This window comes from Oceanobacter kriegii DSM 6294, from assembly GCF_000422845.1.
In the GTDB taxonomy this organism is placed as follows: domain Bacteria; phylum Pseudomonadota; class Gammaproteobacteria; order Pseudomonadales; family Oceanobacteraceae; genus Oceanobacter; species Oceanobacter kriegii.
This window is the reverse complement of sequence record NZ_AUGV01000009.1, coordinates 43,856-58,509: the sequence shown is the minus strand read 5'-3', so window position 1 is coordinate 58,509 and position 14,654 is coordinate 43,856. Positions and strand designations below refer to the sequence as shown.

The 14,654-nt window shown below is 53.1% G+C and carries 17 protein-coding genes; 9 read left to right on the top strand and 8 right to left on the bottom strand.

Going from position 1 to position 14,654, the window contains the following annotated elements; all coding sequences use genetic code 11:
* Positions 1-42: 42 nt before the first annotated feature.
* The gene (locus G516_RS0107795) at positions 43-1,080 is read right to left on the bottom strand and encodes a rod shape-determining protein (RefSeq protein WP_028293175.1); all 1,038 of its coding nucleotides are present in this window, start codon (positions 1,078-1,080) and stop codon (positions 43-45) included.
* A 130-nt stretch (positions 1,081-1,210) separates the two neighbouring features.
* Between G516_RS0107795 and gatC the strand changes: the two genes are divergently transcribed.
* The 3 genes from gatC (at position 1,211) to gatB (ending at position 4,610) form a co-directional block, all read left to right on the top strand.
* Entirely contained in the window at positions 1,211-1,498 is a 288-nt protein-coding gene (gene gatC, locus G516_RS0107790) for an Asp-tRNA(Asn)/Glu-tRNA(Gln) amidotransferase subunit GatC (RefSeq protein ID WP_028293174.1), read from the top strand.
* Positions 1,499-1,680: 182 nt separating this feature from the next.
* Positions 1,681-3,135 (top strand): Asp-tRNA(Asn)/Glu-tRNA(Gln) amidotransferase subunit GatA, encoded by a 1,455-nt coding sequence (gene gatA, locus G516_RS0107785; RefSeq protein WP_028293173.1) that lies wholly within the window; start codon positions 1,681-1,683, stop codon positions 3,133-3,135.
* A gap of 11 nt (positions 3,136-3,146) precedes the next feature.
* Positions 3,147-4,610, top strand: a complete 1,464-nt coding sequence (gene gatB, locus G516_RS0107780; RefSeq protein WP_028293172.1) for an Asp-tRNA(Asn)/Glu-tRNA(Gln) amidotransferase subunit GatB — start codon at positions 3,147-3,149, stop codon at positions 4,608-4,610.
* A gap of 552 nt (positions 4,611-5,162) precedes the next feature.
* Here gatB and G516_RS0107775 read toward each other — a convergent pair.
* The 5 genes from G516_RS0107775 to G516_RS0107755 all read right to left on the bottom strand — a co-directional run bounded on the left by G516_RS0107775 (position 5,163) and on the right by G516_RS0107755 (position 7,244).
* Positions 5,163-5,837: a DUF2971 domain-containing protein gene (locus G516_RS0107775; RefSeq protein WP_028293171.1), complete on the bottom strand. Its 675-nt coding sequence runs from the start codon at positions 5,835-5,837 to the stop codon at positions 5,163-5,165.
* 21 nt (positions 5,838-5,858) lie between these two features.
* Positions 5,859-6,149 (bottom strand): type II toxin-antitoxin system RelE/ParE family toxin, encoded by a 291-nt coding sequence (locus G516_RS0107770; protein ID WP_028293170.1) that lies wholly within the window; start codon positions 6,147-6,149, stop codon positions 5,859-5,861.
* Positions 6,139-6,381 carry a CopG family ribbon-helix-helix protein gene (locus G516_RS0107765; protein WP_028293169.1) on the bottom strand — a complete coding sequence of 81 codons (243 nt, stop codon included), beginning with the start codon at positions 6,379-6,381 and terminating at the stop codon, positions 6,139-6,141. The genes G516_RS0107770 and G516_RS0107765 overlap by 11 nt, the downstream gene beginning before the upstream one ends.
* A gap of 118 nt (positions 6,382-6,499) precedes the next feature.
* Complete coding sequence (locus G516_RS21560; protein ID WP_036535251.1) at positions 6,500-6,820, bottom strand: nucleotidyltransferase family protein; 321 nt, start codon at positions 6,818-6,820, stop codon at positions 6,500-6,502.
* 19 nt (positions 6,821-6,839) lie between these two features.
* A complete protein-coding gene (locus G516_RS0107755) occupies positions 6,840-7,244 on the bottom strand; it encodes a nucleotidyltransferase substrate binding protein (protein ID WP_028293168.1) in 405 nt (134 codons plus the stop codon).
* A gap of 1,589 nt (positions 7,245-8,833) precedes the next feature.
* Between G516_RS0107755 and G516_RS0107745 the strand changes: the two genes are divergently transcribed.
* From G516_RS0107745 to map, 4 genes are all read left to right on the top strand, one after another.
* Positions 8,834-9,205, top strand: a complete 372-nt coding sequence (locus G516_RS0107745) for an MbcA/ParS/Xre antitoxin family protein (RefSeq protein WP_028293166.1) — start codon at positions 8,834-8,836, stop codon at positions 9,203-9,205.
* A 2-nt stretch (positions 9,206-9,207) separates the two neighbouring features.
* Positions 9,208-9,987, top strand: a complete 780-nt coding sequence (locus tag G516_RS0107740; protein WP_028293165.1) for an RES family NAD+ phosphorylase — start codon at positions 9,208-9,210, stop codon at positions 9,985-9,987.
* A 345-nt stretch (positions 9,988-10,332) separates the two neighbouring features.
* Positions 10,333-10,569, top strand: coding sequence for a ParD-like family protein (locus tag G516_RS0107735; protein ID WP_028293164.1), 237 nt, complete (start codon positions 10,333-10,335; stop codon positions 10,567-10,569).
* The gene (gene map, locus G516_RS0107730) at positions 10,569-11,360 is read left to right on the top strand and encodes a type I methionyl aminopeptidase (RefSeq protein WP_036535248.1); all 792 of its coding nucleotides are present in this window, start codon (positions 10,569-10,571) and stop codon (positions 11,358-11,360) included. The genes G516_RS0107735 and map overlap by 1 nt, the downstream gene beginning before the upstream one ends.
* 7 nt (positions 11,361-11,367) lie before the next feature.
* Here the strand turns inward: map and G516_RS0107725 are convergent, their stop codons facing one another.
* Complete coding sequence (locus G516_RS0107725) at positions 11,368-11,724, bottom strand: hypothetical protein (RefSeq protein ID WP_028293162.1); 357 nt, start codon at positions 11,722-11,724, stop codon at positions 11,368-11,370.
* A gap of 14 nt (positions 11,725-11,738) precedes the next feature.
* Positions 11,739-12,215, bottom strand: a complete 477-nt coding sequence (locus G516_RS21555) for a Panacea domain-containing protein (RefSeq protein WP_051219059.1) — start codon at positions 12,213-12,215, stop codon at positions 11,739-11,741.
* A gap of 266 nt (positions 12,216-12,481) precedes the next feature.
* Here G516_RS21555 and G516_RS0107715 point away from each other — a divergent pair, with 266 nt between their 5' ends.
* Positions 12,482-13,069 (top strand): YrbL family protein, encoded by a 588-nt coding sequence (locus tag G516_RS0107715; protein ID WP_028293161.1) that lies wholly within the window; start codon positions 12,482-12,484, stop codon positions 13,067-13,069.
* A 542-nt stretch (positions 13,070-13,611) separates the two neighbouring features.
* Complete coding sequence (locus tag G516_RS21550) at positions 13,612-14,466, top strand: formate/nitrite transporter family protein (protein ID WP_051219117.1); 855 nt, start codon at positions 13,612-13,614, stop codon at positions 14,464-14,466.
* Positions 14,467-14,654: the final 188 nt, after the last annotated feature.

Below are 14,654 nucleotides of genomic sequence, written 5' to 3'. Positions count from 1 at the left end.
AAAGCCCTGCCTCGGCAGAAGCAGGGCTGAATACAGTAGGTGTTATTCCTGAGCCAGGATTTCCAGCGATTTTTCAGAAGCTGTTTCGAGGAACTTACCACCACCACGAGCCACACAGGTCAGCGGATCTTCAGCAACCAATACCGGCAAACCGGTTTCTTCGCTCAGCAGCTTGTCGAGGTCACGCAGCAGTGCGCCACCACCGGTCAGAACCATACCGCGCTCGGCAACGTCGGAGGCCAGTTCAGGCGGGGATTGCTCCAGCGCGCTCTTAACCGCCTGAACAATCGCCGCCAGAGACTCTTGCAGGGCTTCCAGAATCTCGTTGGAGTTCAGAGTAAAGCTGCGTGGAATACCTTCCGCCAGGTTACGACCACGGACGTCGATCTCGCGAACTTCAGCACCCGGATACGCGGTACCGATTTCCTGCTTGATGCGTTCTGCAGTGGATTCACCGATCAGGCTGCCGTAGTGACGACGAACGTAGGCAACGATGGCCTCGTCGAAACGGTCACCACCGACCTTGATGGATTCGGCGTATACCACACCGCTGAGAGAGATAATGGCGATTTCAGTGGTACCACCACCGATGTCCACCACCATGGAACCACGGGCTTCATCGACTGGCAGGCCAGCACCGATGGCCGCCGCCATTGGCTCATGAATCAGGTACGCCTTGCTGGCACCCGCGCCCAGTACGGAATCACGAATGGCCTTACGCTCCACCTTGGTGGCCTGATACGGCACACATACCACCACGCGTGGGCTTGGCGTCAGGAAGCTGGATTCGTGAACCCGCTTGATGAATTCCTGCAACATTTTTTCGGTGACTTCGAAGTCGGCAATCACACCGTCTTTCATTGGGCGGATGGCCTGGATGTTGGCCGGAGTACGACCCAACATACGCTTGGCTTCCATACCAACGGCGGCAACGCTGCGCTGATGTCCCTGAAGTCGAATAGCAACCACCGAAGGCTCGTTGAGGACGATACCCTTTTCTTTCATATAGACCAGGGTATTTGCGGTTCCCAGGTCGATCGATAAATCGCTGGAGAACATGCCTCGAAGTGCTTTGAACATCCTGCCGTATCCTGTGTATATCTGGCGCAAAAAATTGCGCTAACTCTAGCAATGGCAGGGATTTAGAGCAAGGCGCATTTGTGCTAGGCTCGGCTGCTTTGCAACCAAGTCAAAACACTGGAGAACCTGCATGGCTCTGGATCAAGATCAGGTACGGAACATCGCCGAACTGTGCCGTCTGCAAATCGACGAAACCCAAATCGCCGACTATCAGAAGAACCTCAGCAGCATCCTGGATCTGGTCGATCAGCTGTCTGCCGCCGACACCGACGGCGTTGAACCCATGGCTCACCCGCTGGACGCCGTTCAGCGTCTGCGTGCCGATGTGGTTACCGAAGAGAATCAGCGCGAGCATTTCCAGCAGATCGCCCCTGCCACCGACCGCGGCCACTATCTGGTTCCGAGAGTGGTCGAATAAGGCCGGACTGTTAGCGCAGCTAACATTACCAGCGAAAAACAACTGGTGAGCTTATTGGGTTAGCGGCACAGGCAAGAGTTCCCGCCTGTGTAAAGATTTTCACAAAGCGTCCAATTAGCCCCGAATTACTACAGGATTCACGTTGTGATCGCCGCGCGACACAACGAACAGGACTGGCTCCCATGCACAACAAAACCATTGCCGAAATTTCGAGCGATCTGGCTGCTGGCAAATACACCAGCGTTGAGATCACCGAATACCTGCTCGACCGCATCGAACAACTCGATAGCACCTACAACAGCTTCATCACCGTGACCCGTGACGAAGCACTGGCACAAGCCAAAGCCGCCGACGAAGCCCGCGCTGCTGGCAACGCAGGCCCTTGGACTGGCGTGCCAATCGCCCACAAAGACGTGTTCTGCACCAACGGCGTGCTGACCACCTGTGGCTCGAAAATGCTCAGCAACTTCGTTGCCCCATACGACTCCACCGTTGCCGCCAACTTCAAGGCCGCCGGTGCAGTATCACTGGGCAAGCTGAACATGGACGAATTCGCCATGGGTTCTTCCAACGAAAAATCCTTCTACGGTCCGGTGAAAAACCCGTGGTCGCAAGACCGCGTACCGGGTGGCTCTTCCGGTGGTTCAGCCGCAGCGGTAGCCGCGCGTCTGGTACCGGGCGCGACCGGTACTGATACCGGTGGCTCTATCCGTCAGCCAGCCTCTTTCTGTGGTGTGACCGGCATCAAGCCGACCTACGGCCGTGTATCCCGTTGGGGCATGATTGCCTACGCCTCCTCGCTGGATCAGGGTGGCCCGATCGCCAAAACCGCCGAAGACGCCGCCATGATGCTGAACGTGATGGCCAGCTTCGACGCCAAGGACTCCACCTGCGTTGACCACGAAATCCCGGACTACACCGCCACGCTGAACAACTCCGTTGAAGGCCTGACCATCGGTCTGCCAAAAGAGTACTTCCGTGACGACCTCAGCGCCGAGATGAAAGACCAGATTCGTGCGGCCGTGGCCGAATACGAAAAAATGGGCGCCACAGTTAAAGAGATCAGCCTGCCGAACACCCATTTGGCGATCCCTTCCTACTACGTGATTGCCCCGGCCGAATGTTCCGCCAACCTGTCCCGCATGGACGGCGTGCGTTTTGGCTACCGTTGTGAAGACCCTGAAGACGTGGCCGACCTGTTCAAGCGCTCCCGTGGCGAAGGCTTCGGTGAAGAAGTGAAGCGCCGCATCATGGTCGGTGCCTACACCTTGTCTGCCGGTTTCTACGACGCCTACTACAAGCAAGCCCAGCAAGTGCGCCGTCTGGTGAAAAACGACTTCGTTGAAGCCTTCAAGGAAGTTGACGTCATCATGGGCCCAACCGCCCCGACTCCAGCCTTCAAGGCCGGTGAAAAGACCGACGACCCGGTGGCCATGTACCTCGAAGACATCTTCACCATCGCCCTGAACCTGGCCGGTTTGCCGGGCATGTCCATCCCATGTGGCCAGATCGACGGCCTGCCGGTTGGTCTGCAAATCATCGGCAACTACTTCGACGAAGCCCGTCTGTTGAACCTGGGCCATAAATTCCAACAAGTAACCGACTGGCACCAGCAAACGCCAGCGGATCTGGCATAAGGAGCACCCTGATGGAATGGGAAGTTGTTATTGGCCTTGAGATTCACGCTCAGCTGGCCACCAAATCCAAGATTTTCTCCGGTGCCTCCACCCAATACGGTGCCGACGCCAACACCCAGGCCTGCGCTGTAGACCTGGGTCTGCCGGGCGTACTGCCGGTGTTTAACGAAGAAGCCCTGCGCATGGCGGTCAAATTCGGCCTCGCCATCGATGCCGAAATTGGCAAGCGCAGCGTGTTCGACCGCAAGAACTACTTCTACCCGGATTCACCAAAAGGCTACCAGACCACCCAGCTGCACTACCCGACCGTTGGTATGGGTCACATCGACATCGAGCTGGACAACGGTGAAACCAAGCGCATCAACGTTACCCGTGCGCACCTGGAAGAAGACGCCGGTAAATCCGTTCACGAAGGTTTTGACGGCATGTCCGGCATCGACCTGAACCGTGCCGGTACGCCGCTGGTAGAAATCGTCTCCGAACCGGAACTGCGTACCGCCAAGGAAGCCGCCGCCTACTTCAAGAAGATGCACAGCATTGTGACTTATTTGGGCATTTGTGACGGCGACCTGTCCCAGGGCTCCATGCGCTGCGACTGTAACGTTTCCCTGCGTCCGAAAGGTCAGCAAGAATTCGGTACCCGTACCGAAATCAAGAACGTGAACTCCTTCCGTAACGTTGAGCGTGCCATCGAATCCGAAATCGAGCGTCAGATGGACATCCTCGAAGACGGCGGCAAAATCACTCAGGAAACCCGCCTGTACGACGCCGACAAAAACGAAACCCGCTCCATGCGCTCCAAGGAAGTAGAAAACGACTACCGCTACTTCCCGTGCCCGGACCTGCTGCCAGTGATCATCGACGACGACTACATTGAAGCCGTACGTCAGACCCTGCCAGAACTGCCGGACGCCAAGCGCGCTCGTTTTGTCGCCGACCACGGCCTCAGCGCCGTTGACGCGGGCGTACTGTCTGCCGACCGCGCCCTGGCCGACTACTTCGAAACCGCCGCCAAACTGGCAGGCGACTACAAGCTGGCCGCCAACTGGGTACAAGGCGACGTCTCCGCCACCCTCAACCGCCTGGAAATCAGCATCGCTGAGCTGCCAGTGACCGCCGAACAACTCGGCCGCCTGCTGACCCTGATTAAAGACAGCACCCTCAACAACGGTGGCGCCAAGGAAGTCTTCAATGCATTGGTTGAAGGTAAGGGCGACGGCACAGTTGAATGTGTGGATGCACTGGTCGACAGCATGGGCCTGAAACAGGTATCCGACACCGGCGCCATCGAAGCCATCGTTGCCGACGTACTGGCCAACAACCCGAAACTGGTAGAAGGCTACCTGGCTACCCCGGTTGAAAAACGCGGCAAAGCCATGGGTCCATTCATCGGCCTCACCCGTAAAGCCGCAGCAGGTGTAAACCCGCAAGTGGTGATGGAAGTGCTGAAGAAGAAGCTGGAAGAGTTGGGGTAAGACAGTCGGGAGACTGACGTCAGGCGTCTGGAGCGGTTGGCCAGATGCCTGGTTTGTTGGAAGGTCGGACGTCTGAAGTCGGACGTCCGATGCTCTTAAGCTTTGTTGGCCTCAGAGCGAACCGAAACGCGTAACTTCATTCGCGAATAAATTCGCTCCTACAACGAGCTTTGATCGCAAAGCCGTAGGGTGTAATAGCCGAAGGCGTATTACACCGCTACATTTGATGTATTACGCGTTCCGCTAATACATCCTACAGAGTGTTCAACAAATTGATCTGTCTCCCGCGCTACTGCCTGGGAGTAGATACCGTTTCACCCGAGAACAAAACGCCGGTGTGGCTGAAAACTTTCAGTACTTACCGTTACGCTTGTCGTAGGCCCGTATAAGATTATCCCAAACATTATACGACCGCTCTTTTCTTAGATCTGATTCCACTACAGCACTTTCAAATCCCAAGTTTTCCATAAACTGTTCAACGACAGTTTTGAACCACGGATCGGCCTCCGGGGATATGACAACCTTGTTTATCAACCCCTTTAAATTACCGATTTATAGCACCATCCCATTCTCTGGATTTTTATCACTTTTGGTCAAATCAACAGATGGATCGAAACATATCAATCTTGTTTCATTTTCAAATTCATACTCTTGAGACTTCAATTTAAACGGAGTAAATCCATTTCCACTTTGGCATGATTCAGCGTATTCATCGTGATCAATATATTCCACATCATAGAACTCTACCGACATATGACCAGGAGACTCAATAGACTTCAGGACAGACTCTTTGTCAGAAACCAAGCAAAGAGAATTTCTTGATCCTCCATAAATCTGCCACATAGCTACTGACTCCATTTCAGATCTGTTCCAGCAACTAACGTAGATCCACTCCCGACACTGAGGGTGAACAGCTTCTATGCCACTGGATGGATACGCCCCAAATGGAGTTAAAAACTCACGCGCCTCGATTGCCTTCCTGTGCTTCTCATTTTCAGCCAATCTTGCGTGCCACACAGCTTGGCTTTCACCTATAGGCCCCATGGCTCCATTCACAGCCAAATCAATAATCGGTGCATCGTTGCTCATTGATATAAAGTAGTGAGCAGGAAGCCCGCCTTCAAGATCATCTGAGAACAACGTCATCTTAGGAAGAAAGAGATTTCCCCCGAGCATTAGTGATGCAAATTTGTCGAAACTCATATAACGACGAATAATTTCAGACATAAAACTCCATTTAATAAAATTTCACCACTGTCCGGGCAATCGCCTCGAGGTATGGAACACCCGCAAGATTTCAATTTGCTGCAATCCGGAGTTAATCCGATAAGGAATAATGTAGCGGGTATTGGGAACCACCAGTTCACGAGTGCCAGCAATACGGCCGGGGCGGCCAAGGTTCGGGGTTTCTTCAAGTAGGTTGACAGCGGTAACGATACGCTGAACAACTAGTCGGGCGGCGGCGGGGTCTTCGGAAGCAATAAACTCTGCTTCGTCATCCAGGTTTTTGAGAGCTTTGGCCAGCCATTTAATCTGCATCCACTCCCCACTTCCCAAGCGTTTCCTTCACTTGAGTTGCCGTGGCAAATTCGCCGCGATCGGCTTCCTTGATCGCGTCTTGCAGTTCCTGCGACTGCCATTCATTCAATTCTACAAAGTCTTTCAACACATCGGACGCTAGCGCATCGCTGGATTGCTGACTGGCAGCAGCCAGCCGATCAAGACGTTGCTTGAGATCGGAGTCGAGTTGAATGGTCATGGTGGTGGTCATAATGAGCCCTCGCGCAGGAGTTGTTCAAAAATAGCACAGCACCGTAGGGTGTAATAGCCGAAGGCGTATTACACCGAGAGCCCCACCCACAAGGAGCAAGGCAACAAGTGAGTCACACTCAAGCGGCGATGCTTTCCAATGGAATCCCGTTACGAGCCGTTTCCAGAAAGGATGCAGGAGCTGAATTGATATCGAGGATATCGACCTTCCAGGGCAGTTCGGATTCATCGAAGGCCATTGCCAGCTGGGCAAGCAGTCCAAAGTCGAGCGTTTTGCCACCTTCCAGTTCAATGGCCAGATCAAGGTCTGAAAATCGTTTGGCATTGCCGTTTGCGCGACTGCCGTAGACCCAGACATGAATTGCGTCTGGAAGATGTTGCTTCAGAATCTGTTTGACGATTAGAAGCTCAGACGGGCTGATGGCGAGTTGCTGTTCCATACTTCTACTCTTCACCGACCTACTCCGCAAAGCTGCTGTCGTTCAGGCGAGCCAACAGGTATTCGGATTCTTTCAGAAAGTCCGGAATCTGCTGGAACACTTCCAAGGCCTTGGCTTCGTTGTAGCTATGGCTGGTGATGTTTCTGGCCAGCCGGTATTTGGCCCAGCAGTCCCAACTATTAAGCAACAAACCTCGTTCAGCGCCTGTTCGAATCAGCTCCTGGAAGCTGTAACCATCAACATCCGCCGGGTTTGCAGAAGTCATCTCAAGGTGGCGTTTCAGCATCTTGTGGGAAAGATCATAGGTATATTCAAACCGCTGAATACAGGCATCGCGTACAAACTCATTGGCCGTGCGCTCATACTCATCTATTGCACGTTGCAACGAGGAAATGGCATTGGCAAAGGATTCTGTTTGCAGCATTGGGACGCCCTTTTGAGTGGTTCGCTTCAGGTTAACTCAGAACACACAGGTGCCGCTATAAAACCACGGCATCACTACCTTGAGCACAGCACTGCCCTAATGTAGGTCGAATAAGCCGAAGGCGCCATCCGACGCATGCAGCACGTCGGATGGCAGCCGCTTGTCTGGCTCCCACGCTCTGCGTGGTAGCCGAGATACCGCCCGCCCCTGCATTTCCACGCGGAGCGTGGGAACGAGAAAAGATAATAGCATTGCCGCAGGTAGCAATTTTAACGGGATGTATTCCCGGGAGAAGCTGAGTATGCTTGAAAGCTACTCCAACAAGCAGGTTTAGCAAGTGAATAATTTTCGTTTTTTTGTTGGTATTTTTTTATTTTTCGCCCTATGTACATTAGGCTACATAAAGCTTATGGCCACGTCTTTGGGAATTAAATCACATACGTTTAATATAGAGAGCGTCCTGGAAGCTTTCAGCATCGCTCTGGTATTAGCCAGTATTTTCACCACTATCAGAGCTCTCATAAAGAAACCAAACAACCAGAGATGATTGCTTATCTATCTGACCCACGCTATTAACAGGAACTAGGATCTCCATATGGTGTAGGTGAAGGCACATTAGAACGCACACGCTGATGTACTACGCGTTTTTCCGGGCGGCGCTCCACTGACACATTCTACTTTCCAGCAAGTAGTGTATTTTATCCCCTGGGCCCGTGAAGCTTTGTCTTGATATAGCCAACCACCTCCAGAATGAGATCCCGAAACAGCATGGTAAAAAGCAGTACGTAAAAGAATCCGTCTTTGTTTTCAGGAGAAGCCTCCGAGTAGCAAAAAGCGATCATCAGTCCTATCCCTGCCAGGTACCCGAAAGCAAGTAAAACCCCGACGATATTATTTTTCATGTCGATCCGTTGACCCATCGCTTATACCTCTCGATAGCAGCGCGGCTAATTTCCACCACTGAAGCTTCAGTGACCCAGCGAGGAGAAGAAAGACGTCGGCTTAGCGGGACTATTTTCCACATTTCTCCGTGTTTGTTTGTGCATCGCTCACGGTTATAGCAGGCCCGTCCTCTGTTCCAGATTTCGCCATTGAGCCAATAGGAAAGTCCGTTACGGGAGGTTTCAACCATTTCAATACAAACCGAACCACCTTCTTGCTTTTGAATGTATACGAGCAGTCTGCGGTCAATCTTATCTTTCATTCCTAGAATACTCGTTGGTGTTAAATTCGCCTCAGTAAACAGATTTAAAAGCCGTTCCAATTCACCCTGATGCAAGGAAACTCTTCGCGACCAGTAGCAGTAAGACCAACTCAGGGCATTGAATATGAACATAGAGCTTCCGTGGAAAACAGGAACTCCAGCACAACCAGAATATTCACTGCAGCACTTGGTAGGTCGAATAAGCCGAAGGCGCCATCCGACACATGCAGCACGTCGGATGGCAGCCGCTTCGCGGCTTTATTCGACCTACCATGGATTATTTTGCCAGCCCAAGAAGACCAAAATGAACATTTACAAATCACAATGTGCAAATTGAACACAAAAGCCTAGAATAAGGTGTGTTTAATCACCGTTTGGAGTCGTTATGTCTGCTCAGTTACAGCTTCAACCAGATCCTGCTGCCGTGCTCTGCAAGGCGTTGTTTCGGGCTTCCGAGCAACTGACGCTGAAGCAGTCGGAGTTGGGTCAGGTGATTGGCATAAATCGCAGCAGTGTGTCGCGCCTGAAGGATAAAGGGGTGCTGGACCCGTCTTCGAAGCAAGGTGAGCTGGCCTTGCTGTTGATTCGGGCAGCCCGTGCCTTGTATGCGCTGGCCGGTGGCGATGGCGCCTGGATCAAGCATTTCATGCGCTCCCCCAACACGGCCACTGGCGGTATTCCAGCGGAACAAATGCAAACCGTGCAAGGGTTGATGACGGTGGTCACCTATTTGGATGCCATGCGAGGCAAGGTCTGAGCATGACTCACACAGATACGGATATCTGGGCGCAATGTCAGGGTGAACAACACATTCGTTCAATCGAAGGGCGGTTGTGGCGTTTGGTAGAAAGCCAGGAGCAAGTTGCTACGCTGAACTATGTCGATTCGCTCGACGAGCAAGCCGTGCTGGAAGACTTGCTGGAGTCGGCCAAACCACCGGCCCCGTATCAGTTCCACCCAGTGACCAATGAACCACTGCATTATTTACTGAAAACCCCATTCCGCTACCCACCATTGAAGTGGGGATCTCGCTTTGGCCAACAGCACGAGCCCAGCTTGTTTTACGGTGGCTGCTCGGTTGAGGCCACGCTGACAGAGTCAGCGTACTACCGTCTGGTTTTTCTGCATGCCATGCCACTCCCCGGCCCGTCCGATCGTTTAACCACCGAACACACGCTGTTTTCTGTGTCTTACCGCACCACGACTGGCGTGTACTTACAGCAAGTGCCGTTCGATCAATTTCAGGCAATGCTGACTCACCCCAGCGACTATCGCGCGTCACAGCACACCGGTAGTAGCATGCGCGCTGCTGGGGTTGAGGCATTCGAGTATTTGTCAGCCCGCAGTGCAACGCCTCTGACCTGCGTCGCCTTGTTTACGCCTCGGCCGTTTGCTGACAGCAGTCCAGAGTCGATGGAACGTTGGCTGTGTGAAGTCAGCCGCGACAAGGTCACCTTCAAGGCGGTTGGCAACCACAACACGGTTCATTTTCCGCTGACGTCCTTTCTGGTTGATGGCACGCTGCCCAAACCGGCTTAGCTCCTGTCGCTCTGCGTGGTAACCGATATCCCCCCTGCGTTCCCACGCGGAGCGTGGGAACGAGAATATTCACTACGGCACTTGGTAGGTCGAATAAGCCGAAGGCGCCATCCGGCACCTGCAGCACGTCGGATGGCAGCCGCTTCGCGGCTTTATTCGACCTACATTTTTCAGTTTTTTATCCAGATACACCCAACCGCCATTTCCCGTAAAACTCATGCAACAACGCTCTATCCCTGTTAGGGGAACAATCATTCGCGGAGGCTTAATATACAATCCGTATATGTTTTGTATTTCATCAGGCATCGCGGCTTGGCGATGTGTCTGTGAGGGGTAAGGAAGAAGATGGGTATCGTCAAAATCTCTGACGAGTTGCATGAGGAAATCCGTGACGCCAGTGCGGTGATGGCGCGGTCGATTAATTCGCAGGCAGAGTACTGGATCAAGATTGGTATGTTGGCGGAGTTTTATCCACAGCTGAGTTATGCCGAGTTAACGCGCAAGCTGTTGATGAATGAGGCTTTGCCGTTGGCGTCATTGCGCTCTGAGCACCATCAGGCACGAACGCAGGAGGCCAGCTGATGAATGCGGTTGTGAAAACCCCTGAAGAACTGGAGTTGATGCGTGAATCCGGTCGTTTACTGGCGCAGGTGTTTGCGATGCTGGACGACTTTGTGCAAGCGGGTGTCAGCACCATGGACATCAATCTGGCGGTGGAAGACTTTATTGAAAACGAGTTGAACGCCCGTCCAGCCAGCCGTGGTCAGTACGATTTCCCATATTGTTTGAACACTTCAGTAAACCATGTGGTGTGCCACGGCATGCCGAAGGCCAGTCAGATTCTGCGCAATGGCGATATCATCAACTGCGATATTACTCTGGAGAAGAACGGTTTTATTGCTGATTCCAGCAAGATGTATTGCGTTGGCAAGATCACGCCAGTGGCCCGTCGTCTGGTGGATAAAACCTACGAGGCTATGTGGGCCGGTATCAAGACGGTGAAGCCAGGGGCGACACTGGGCGATATCGGTTTTGCGGTGCAGCAGGTGGCCCAGCAAGCCGGTTACAGCGTGGTACGTGAATATTGTGGCCATGGCATTGGCCGCGAGATGCACGAAGACCCGCAGGTATTGCACTACGGCGCGCCGGGCACGGGCATGAAGCTGGAGGAAGGTATGACCTTCACCATCGAGCCGATGATCAATCAGGGCGACCGCAAGCTGAAGCATATGAAAGACGGTTGGACGGTCATTACCCGTGACAAGAAGCTGTCGGCCCAGTGGGAGCACACCATTGCGGTCACCAAGGACGGCTACGAGGTGCTGACCTTGCGCGACGAGGAAACCGAGTCCCGCTTCGGCCGGGTTGAATAAAACGGACTCAATTGCTTTTAAACAAGCCTTTGAGGATATAGCCCATCAAGGCAATCACACCGGAGCCTGCGCCAATAATGCCCAACATCACGCTGCTGGGCACAGGCTCTGCCAATGTCTGCATCTGGCTGAAATAGCTGCCAATAAACCAGAACAGCCCCACAAACCAGCCGCTGATCAGCAAACAAATAAACATCGACAGACCAATCTTGAGGTTGGTATTCGCTTTTACATCACCGGTCAAAGCCCGGCTGTGGGCCAGCTTGACCAGTTGTTCGTCTTTTTTAAGGGAGTAATCCACCTGCTCCTGGGTTTCCTTGACGGTCGCAGGACGGCTGGGTACGGCTTTGGTAAACGGGTCCATGTCTGCGATTCCTTTCAAAGTCCGGATACGTTGTCAGGGCAGCTGATCACCTTGCGGTAGTGATCCTTGATCATGTCATTCGGTATGCGAGCAAACAGGTCGCGCTTGCCATCTTCTTCTTCATACACGCAATACCAAGGCGTATTCGGCTGATGGGTGAGGTTCACCAGGTCCATCGGATCGCGGTCGCCGTAGAGTTTCAGGGTGCCTTCCAGCGCTTCAATAACATCATGGTCATCCACCCCCGCTTCCACCGCACCGACCGGAATTTTCTCGGCTCCAAATTCCCGAAACTGGTTGTACACCCCCAGAATCACCGGGCCGTATTTCCAGGCACTGATGTCGTCCTTGAACATGGGTTTGTTTTTCCACGCCAACAAATAACCGTGGGCAATGTAGAGCAGCTTTTGCAGCTGTAAGTTGGATAGCGCCAGCTGACGTTGCTGGGCCAGTTCGAGCATTTTGTAGGCTACGTCGACGGCGCGATACATGCTGCGTTCCTGCAGTCCGAATTTGGCCACCAGTGTAGTGAGGGTTGGCGTGCTTGTTCAAGAGCCCTTAAACCAGTGACGCCCCCCTAGTCACGGCCTATTTGTTGACATAAATCAACAAAATCCAGACTTGTACACAGTTTGCATACTTCAAATATCCATATTTGTGAAACAATTCGTACTGGATAGACGGATTTATCCCATAATTGCTCAGCTTTAACATGGAAGTCATATTAATAGAACAACCGTTTTAAACGGGCACTGCAATGACGCAAACGATTAGTATTAACCCTGAATTATTGATAGGTCGTGGCAGGGACAGAGCCTGCTACCGCCATCCTGACGATCCCGACTTTTGCATCAAGGTCGGCACCAAGCCGGAAAAACAAACCCGCCGCGAAAAGCGCTATTTCCTGTATTTGCTACGCAAAGGCGTGGATATGCGTTTCATCGCTCCTTATATGGGAGACATCAAAACCTCCCATGGCACGGGTGCGCTGTTTCCGCTGATTCACGATGACAATGGCGAGGTGTCGCTGACGCTGACCCAGACCATCAAGGCCAATCAGATTGACCGCGGTACCCTCAACCGCAAACTCGATCAGTTGTATCGGTATCTGGTCGACAACCATATTTGTACCCGGGATGTCAGCCCGAACAACATTATGGTGCGCCGTCGCGCCGGACAGATCGATTTCATTCTGATTGATGGCGTTAGCCGCCCTAACCTCAACCCGTTATCGATTCGTTTGCCAGCACTGGCCAAACGCAGTGTCGACAAGTGCTGGGTTAGCCTGATGCAGAAGGTCAACAAGCTGACGACTGCCACTGTTGTGCCACTGCACGCCGCCTGAGCCAGTTTTAATCTTCCCGCCTGCTGTCCATAGCAAGATATAACGCAAGATATAACCACCAGCTCGTACTGCACCGGGCTGGTGCTGTTATAAGGCAAATATGCCTGCCACCGCGCCTTAAACGCGCCTGAATACCCTTCACTGCCTATCTACCGCGAGACACCTGACTGGCTGAATCCTCTTCGGAAGAGTAATTGTCCACATCCGCCGCAAGGCATAGATGACAATGCTATCCAAAAGTGTGATCAGGCCGACGTTCGGTCAGTTGGAGCCAGCCAACAGCCAATATTTGGCACCGCTGTTGCTATGTTCAGTCAGGTTCGGGCCAACGGCGGCCCAAGCCATAGATCGCATTCAAGATCGTTTAATGCATGTATCTGGATAACGGTGTCCAGCTTCTGTCAGTGTGTCTGACGGCGGCGGGACGCCGTTTTTTATGCCTGAAGAAAAAGCCGGCCCGGCAAACAGGGCGCGACAGCCAGGTCGTCGCACAGAAGAAACAGAACCGCCTGCGGGCAAACCATGATCAAGAGGAACTGACAATGTCCTATCTCGCACCTTCCGAATTTGCCACCAAGATGGTGGACGCTGGTGAAGAAAAAATCTTCATGTCCACCAAGGACACTCTGATCCGAGCCTTTATGGCCGGTGCTATCCTGGCTCTGGCAGCCGTATTCGCTATTACCGTTGCCATGAAGAGCGGCTCTCCCATTCTGGGGGCCTGCCTGTTCCCGGTTGGTTTCATCATGCTGTATCTGATGAAGTTCGACCTGCTGACCGGTGTGTTCACACTGGTGCCACTGGCACTGATCGACAAGCGTCCGGGCTGCAACATGCAGCAATTGCTGCGCAACTGGGGACTGGTGTTCTGCGGGAACCTGGCCGGTGCCCTGACGGTTGCAGTGATGATTTCTTTCATTCTGACCTACGGTTACAACACCGATGGCGGCGCGCTGGCTGCCAAGGTTTCTACCATTGGTGAATCCCGCACCGTTGGTTACGCCGCTCACGGTATCGACGGCTGGCTGACCATTTTCATCCGCGGCATGCTGTGCAACTGGATGGTATCCATGGGTGTGGTTGGTGCCATGATCTCTACCTCTGCTACCGGCAAAATGGCTGCCATGTGGATGCCGATCATGCTGTTCTTCTTCATGGGCTTCGAGCATTCCATTGTGAACATGTTCCTGTTCCCATTCTCCATGATCATGGGCGGTGACTTCACAGTAATGGACTACATCATCTGGAACGAACTGCCGACGGCTCTGGGTAACCTGGTGGGTGGCTTCCTGTTTGTCGCCTTGCCGCTGTACTACACCCATGTTCGCCAGGATGCCAAGCGCACACTGGGCGGCGGCGCTGGCAGCATGACCGCTCCGGCTGACAAGGCCAAATAAGGGGGTTGCCAACATGGGCTGTAGTTCTGGATATTGTGGCTCTGGATACTGTTGATCTGGATAAAGAAAAACACCGCTCACCAGTCCCATCCACAGCCATCACCATGACATAACCCTCAACACTGGCCCCTGCGGATACCCCGTTGGGGCCAGTGTTGTGTTTGGCCTGAACAACCATGCCCCATTCA

Excerpts from the sequence above, each read along its gene's own strand:
- gatC (WP_028293174.1), top strand. The coding sequence starts at position 1,211 with ATGGCTCTGGATCAAGATCAGGTACGGAACATCGCCGAACTGTGCCGT.
- G516_RS21550 (WP_051219117.1), top strand. The coding sequence starts at position 13,612 with ATGTCCTATCTCGCACCTTCCGAATTTGCCACCAAGATGGTGGACGCT.
- G516_RS21555 (WP_051219059.1), bottom strand. The coding sequence starts at position 12,215 with ATGTATCGCGCCGTCGACGTAGCCTACAAAATGCTCGAACTGGCCCAG.
- G516_RS0107745 (WP_028293166.1), top strand. The coding sequence starts at position 8,834 with ATGTCTGCTCAGTTACAGCTTCAACCAGATCCTGCTGCCGTGCTCTGC.
- G516_RS0107770 (WP_028293170.1), bottom strand. The coding sequence starts at position 6,149 with ATGCAGATTAAATGGCTGGCCAAAGCTCTCAAAAACCTGGATGACGAA.
- G516_RS0107715 (WP_028293161.1), top strand. The coding sequence starts at position 12,482 with ATGACGCAAACGATTAGTATTAACCCTGAATTATTGATAGGTCGTGGC.
- gatB (WP_028293172.1), top strand. The coding sequence starts at position 3,147 with ATGGAATGGGAAGTTGTTATTGGCCTTGAGATTCACGCTCAGCTGGCC.
- G516_RS0107795 (WP_028293175.1), bottom strand. The coding sequence starts at position 1,080 with ATGTTCAAAGCACTTCGAGGCATGTTCTCCAGCGATTTATCGATCGAC.
- G516_RS0107755 (WP_028293168.1), bottom strand. The coding sequence starts at position 7,244 with ATGCTGCAAACAGAATCCTTTGCCAATGCCATTTCCTCGTTGCAACGT.
- G516_RS0107725 (WP_028293162.1), bottom strand. The coding sequence starts at position 11,724 with ATGGACCCGTTTACCAAAGCCGTACCCAGCCGTCCTGCGACCGTCAAG.
- G516_RS21560 (WP_036535251.1), bottom strand. The coding sequence starts at position 6,820 with ATGGAACAGCAACTCGCCATCAGCCCGTCTGAGCTTCTAATCGTCAAA.
- gatA (WP_028293173.1), top strand. The coding sequence starts at position 1,681 with ATGCACAACAAAACCATTGCCGAAATTTCGAGCGATCTGGCTGCTGGC.
- G516_RS0107765 (WP_028293169.1), bottom strand. The coding sequence starts at position 6,381 with ATGACCACCACCATGACCATTCAACTCGACTCCGATCTCAAGCAACGT.
- G516_RS0107740 (WP_028293165.1), top strand. The coding sequence starts at position 9,208 with ATGACTCACACAGATACGGATATCTGGGCGCAATGTCAGGGTGAACAA.
- map (WP_036535248.1), top strand. The coding sequence starts at position 10,569 with ATGAATGCGGTTGTGAAAACCCCTGAAGAACTGGAGTTGATGCGTGAA.
- G516_RS0107775 (WP_028293171.1), bottom strand. The coding sequence starts at position 5,837 with ATGTCTGAAATTATTCGTCGTTATATGAGTTTCGACAAATTTGCATCA.
- G516_RS0107735 (WP_028293164.1), top strand. The coding sequence starts at position 10,333 with ATGGGTATCGTCAAAATCTCTGACGAGTTGCATGAGGAAATCCGTGAC.